3 protein-coding genes are annotated in these 5,608 nt (G+C 66.6%); all 3 read right to left on the bottom strand.

What is annotated here, in order from left to right; translation table 11 throughout:
* Window positions 1-251 precede the first annotated feature (251 nt).
* The 3 genes from AB0C84_RS45135 to AB0C84_RS45125 all read right to left on the bottom strand — a co-directional run bounded on the left by AB0C84_RS45135 (window position 252) and on the right by AB0C84_RS45125 (window position 4,748).
* Entirely contained in the window at window positions 252-533 is a 282-nt protein-coding gene (locus AB0C84_RS45135; RefSeq protein ID WP_361078879.1) for a hypothetical protein, read from the bottom strand.
* Window positions 534-1,257: 724 nt separating this feature from the next.
* Entirely contained in the window at window positions 1,258-2,211 is a 954-nt protein-coding gene (locus tag AB0C84_RS45130) for a site-specific integrase (protein WP_361078876.1), read from the bottom strand.
* Between the two features lie 446 nt (window positions 2,212-2,657).
* Window positions 2,658-4,748 (bottom strand): hypothetical protein, encoded by a 2,091-nt coding sequence (locus AB0C84_RS45125; protein WP_361078873.1) that lies wholly within the window; start codon window positions 4,746-4,748, stop codon window positions 2,658-2,660.
* Window positions 4,749-5,608 lie beyond the last annotated feature (860 nt).

Raw genomic sequence — 5,608 nt, 5'->3', positions numbered from 1 at the left:
GCCGATCACTCCCGGGGGCGCTCGCGCGGCGGGTTTTCGACCAAGCTGCACCTGGCCTGCGAGCAGGGGCAGATGCCGCTGTCGATGGTCGTGACAACCGGACAGCGCGGCGACGCCCGGCAATCAGCAATCTGGAAACGCGCCGCCGCGAGCGTGCGGGCAGTCACTTAGATCCGGCCATCGAGGTCGGCGAAGCGTTCCCCAACAACCTGCAACGGGTGCGGCCCGATCTGCCCGCGATCGCGATCAGATCAGCTGCTCAAGCGGGCATTCACCAGCTGGTTGCGATCTACCTCGATGACCACGAGTCCCACCGCCGTGCCGCCATCCGTTGATGTCTCGTCTTTGGCCGCTTCCAAGACATAGAAGTCGCCACCGCGCTCGGCAGGGCGACAGCCGTGTACTCTCAGTTCTGTGCCAAGCACGCTGACCATATGCTTGTCGGTGAGATGGTGAACCGCCGTGGGCTCCCAGAGATCGATGATACCTCCAGGTGCATCAACCGGTGGCATCGGCTTCTCCTTCGAGACCATGGGATCACTCGGGCGAGAAGTTCGTCCGCAAAGCACATACATCACCCCCTCAGGGATGGATGAACATTCAAATAATGTCGATCTGCGCTGCATGAACATCCAGGTGCGACCTGCGGTCCGGTCGAGGTCTTAGATGTGATCGCCCTGGCCGACGTCGCCGAGGACCACGCTGCCGCCATACAGAGGTAGGAGCCGCAGGGGACGCCCCCATGACCGAGCCTGGTGCGGCGAACCCCCGTGTCCACTTCCTGCTCATACCTATACCGACCCGCGGTCTCGCGAAAAGGAATCGGTCTCCCTCCGCAGAGGGGGACATATCTCCTCGGCTAGGTGTCGGTGATCGGCGCGCACTCGCATCGCCGCGACGCTGTGCCGGTCCGGTCGGCAACGCGTCATCGAGCAGCTGGCCGAGAAGCTCTACCGGGCCCATGCGGCGGCCGCACCTGCGTCACTCGCCGCTGGTCGAACAGACGATGGGCGAGCAGGCCCGCGCGCTCCTGGCCGTCCTGGACACCGAATGCGCCAACGCCGGCCGCCTGGGCGAAACCGTCGCCGAAGCCTTCCAACAGCACCCCGACCACCAAGTCATCATCAGCTTCCCCGGCCTCAGCGACCAACTCGGCGCCCGCGTCCTGGCCGAGATAGGGGGCAGACCAAGTAAGCCCGAAAGGGGCAACGGGCTGGTCAGAGTTGCCGTGTTTGGTGTGGGCTCGGGTTGCGAGCGTCAGTGGGTGCGGCGGGGCGGTCCGAGGATGCCGGTGACTTCGGCGACGGCTTCGCCGCCGGGCCGGGTGTAGCGCATGGCGGTGCGTGGGTTCTTGTGCCGGGTTTTGGCCATGATGAGCTGGAGCGGGACTCTCTGGTCGCCGAGGTGGGTGGCGGCGCTGTGGCGGAGCTGGTGGGGGTCCAGGCCGAGGTGTTCGTCCATGAGGATGCGGACCCGGTCGTAGCCGAGGCGGGCCCGGCCGGTGTGCGGGCAGATGTGCTCGGGCCCGGGACGGCGTGCGGGGACGGGCTTGCGTTCGGCGAGAAAGAGGGGTCCTCGGGTGTGGGCCGGCCCGTCGGGGTGGCCGTTGGGTAGGCGGAGCAGGCGGGGGAGGAGGCGGGCGGTTCCGGCGGCCCAGTAGACCCATTCGGTGTCGCCGCCCTTGGAGGTCAGTGGGGCGCGCCGGTTCTCCAGGTCGAGGTCTTGCACGTTGAGAGAGAGGATCTCGGCGGCTCTGGCCGCCGTTTCGTACAGCATCCGATAGAGGGTCTTGTCCCGCAGCGGGATGTCGCGGCGCGACAGCAGCCGCTCCAGCCTGGGCCTGGGGACGGCCTTGGTGTGGTCGAGGTTCTCGCGGCGGCGTTCGGCATCGGCCGGGACGGACGGCGCGGCCCACTTCTTCTTCGTAGTGCACCAGGTGAGCCAGGAGGCGACAGCGGCACGGTTGCGGTTCCAGGTCGCCGGCGAACACCCGCCCCACAGCGCGGTGAGGGCGGCACCGATCTCGGAGTCGGCGACGTCGGCCAGGAGCTGGTCGCGGCCGCCGACCGCTTCGATGGTCCGGTCGATCGCCGAGGCGTAGGCGCGGTGGGTGTTGGGGTTGGCGACCCGGCTGGTGCCGAGGAACTCGTCGGCGGCGTCGGCGAGGGTGATCACGGCGCCGCGCAGCGCTGTGACCTTCGCGGCGCTCACCGGCTGCTGCCCACCCTCCCGGCGATGTACCGGATAACGTGCGGGTGTCGTGCATCGGCTGCGGAGCCGGTTCCCCAGCTCGGCCGTGATCGTTCAGCGCTTATGTACGTGATAATAGTCAATTATCACGTACATGAACGGCAGAGCAGGTTTCACCATCACCGCATGACCACGGCGCCAGGTTCCTCTTCCGGCCGGCCGATCGGGCATGCCTACCGAACACAAACTTCGGCGCGCCGGACCTCGGTGACGATGACCAGCGCCGCGGGCCCCGCGAGCGCGGCTGCGGATCCGGCCCGGGCACCTGATCGCCGACAAGCTAATCCACCCGCATCATCCGCGACTACTGCGGCAGCGGCGCGACCGGCGACTTCGGCTTCGCTGCGCCCACGACCGTGGCCGGGATGCGCAGGCTTCATACAAAGGTGACGATCGCCAGAGGTCAGTCATGCGGAGGGCGGTGGCCTCCCCCGTGTGGGTCCGGACCGTTGTGGTCTTCGGTGGGGTGTGGCCCTCGGCGCATCGTGTGGCGAGTCAGGTTTCTGACGGACTGCAGGGTGGTGAAGTTGTCTGAGCAGGTGCTGGTACTCGGCCTCTTGGGTTGGGGTGCGCTGCTCGGCCGCAATGACGGTCTGGTCGTCGCAGATATCGGCTACAACGTCGGGAGCGAGGTCGGCCAGACCGCGAGGTACTGGGAGCTTCGGCCAATCAGGTAGACCGCCGACGAGCTGAGTGGAATCGACATTGGCTGGTCGAAGGATGTCTGTCTCGGTAATGAGTTGGATCCGTGGTGGTGGGATCAGCCAGGAGGGCGCACGGCGTCGCTGCTTCCGCTGGTGAGCGACTTTGGGAATGCCCTGGTGTTGAGCCATGGCTCGCTCGGAGGCGTCGGTGACGATGCCCAAGTAGGCGTGCCAGTTTTTGCGGTCTTCCCGATGGCCTGCCAGTTGGGCCTCGGCGTCGTGGGCGGCCCCTGTCACGATGGCAATGACGTCGAGGTCGGCCGAGCCGCGTCGCCATCCACCCGTGTTTACGCGTTCGGCCAGGCCGTGACTGGCCAGGATCAACAGGGCCTTATGGGTGGTCGAGCGAGGCAGGAGCGCCGCGGCGGCGAGTTCATGCGGCGGCAAGGTCAGGGTGCTCAGTGTTTCGTAGACGATCGCCGCAGGGTGGCCGAGCACCCGAAAAACAGGGTGAATCGCCTCGATTCGCCCGCTCCGCCATCGCCTCCACGCGGCCTCGACAGCGACAGCGTCCGGTATGACGAGGTGGTAGACGTCGGCTCTCACTCCTTGGGCATCAGCGACTTTATCGATCAGAGCATAGGGTCCAGTACGCAACACTCGTAGAGCCCGACAGACGGTGGTGTGATCGACGCCGGCCGCGTAGGCAAGCTGCCGCGTTCCGAACTCTAGAGTGGTCGACCCGCTCATCTGCGCGGCCGCACCGATGGCCCTAAGGATGGCTCGGTAGGACAAGGCCCTGCGTCCCCATTCCAGCTCAAGCAACCGTTCCACAATCAGTAGAGCGTTCTGCCAACTCCTGATCTGCTGGTATTCCTGCGGTTCCCAGGGGGATTGAGTAGTGACCTCCAATCCCCACAACCCATTGTTTTTTACAACGTAAAGGTAGTCGGTTGTAGGTTCTTTCTCCCGCCCCCGACCCTGTCCGGGGGGCGTGAGGTAGTTCTCACTAGTGTTGCATCTGTGCACAGAGCTGCTCATCAGCCGGAGTGGCTGGCTTTTTGCAGGTGAGGCGTCCGAGCCTGGCGCGGTGAACATGACCGCCTTCTCCCACTCCGCGTCTAGGAGGGCCGTGTCGCGCCACCAGTCGGCGATCGCAGCCCAAGGCATGGTCGGCTGGAGTAGCTCTTGGACTTGGTGCAGCCGCCATCCGCGTGCCGCAGCGCTGGTAAGAATGGCTTGGCGGGCTTCGGAGGAGCTGGTGTACAGGCCGGCGTACTTGCCAGTGCACGCGATCTCGGCATAGATGCGAGGCAGGGGCGTGCGGCCCCCGTGACGGGGCCAGTATGGGCGGGCATGGGTGTCCAGCGGGGCCTCAGGTGCTTGTGCGTGACGTGCCTCGTATATGGGACCGCCTGTGTGAGTAGCTAGCTCGGCGGCGAGCTCGACGTGGAGTGCCTCCCACACGTTCGCGCCGCAAGGCCGGGCGCAGATCGCTTCAGCATCTTGGACGCTGCAGGTGAGGCTCATGTAGCCAGTCATCCGCCCGCCGATGCTTTTGTGGGGGGAGCCCGGGCCGCGGATCTGCCCGTCGGTGTGCTCCATCGGCGAGGTATCGACCACGGGGAATCGCCGAGCCAGTGCCTTGGTCAGGAGCCGAACCTCGATGAACGGCCGCGGGGTCGCCCAGAACACGTAGACGTGCCGGCCTCCACTCGGGCTGGTCACGATCAGGGACCGACCCCCGCACTCGGCGATCAGCGCGGCCGCGCTGTCCGCCACCGCGCGGATCGCCCTGGGCCGATCGGCGGCGTCTTCCGGAGGGACCCGGGATGTGTCCAGGTCCAGCACCATGATCGTCGTGGTGCCGGTCTCCCTATCGCCCGTCGGCACGGTCGTTGGCCGAGTGGGCAACTCTGACCGGAGTGCGACCTCGTAGCGGCACCCGGCGCGGGACTGGCGGGGGAACGATCGGCCACCGTCTCGGCTCCCGCGCATAACCGGACGCTGGGCGATGTAGGGCACGGTGATACGGGCCCACGCCTCGGCTGCGGCGGCATGAGAGGCGGCACCTTCGACAGTTCGCGGTGAAGGCGCTTCGCAAGGTGTTTGGCCTGCGGAGACAAATGGTTCAGGGACGGCCGTGCCGCTCCCGGTTTCAGGGCGTACTAGGCCGCCCCGACGACTACGTGCTATCGTCAGGCTCCAAGCGTGTTGTGGCGCAGGCGAGCGCCACCTTCGTATCTCGCTTCACTCATCCAGAGGATTGGCCGTCATCCGGGCGAGAGGCGCGAGACACGATTTCAATTGGCAGAGAGGGCGCCCCTACGGGGGCGCCTTTTCATGTCAGGGGAGGTTCAGGGGCGCCTCCCCGCAGTGAGAACCGGGCAGGCTGCTGGGCCTTGAGCGCCCAGCGGCAGGTAGGTGAAGCAGCGTGGAGAGCAGCCCGGAGCGCGCCGGCTCTGAGTGAGGGCGTGCGGCCTCTACGGGCGTGTCTGCTGCTGCTCGGTCCGGCAAAGCGGGTACCCTCAAAGCAGCCTCCTCGGTTGAGTGCGACAAAAACCGATGGGGCACCGGGACCGGAGAGAGCTGCCTGCCAAGAAAGCTCCTCGGTCCCACGCGGCGGCGGCGCGTCGCTGGCCATCGGGCTTCCAGTCCGATGACCGGCGCCCCGCCGTCGCTTCTTTTATGGCCTCTTACGTCCCGTCTGGCGG

Origin of the sequence: Actinomadura sp. NPDC048955 (genome assembly GCF_040649435.1) — a bacterium.
Classification (GTDB): Bacteria; Actinomycetota; Actinomycetes; order Streptosporangiales; family Streptosporangiaceae; genus Spirillospora; species Spirillospora luteofluorescens.
Note: the sequence above shows the minus strand (reverse complement) of the source record. Positions and strands in the feature narration are given on the sequence as shown.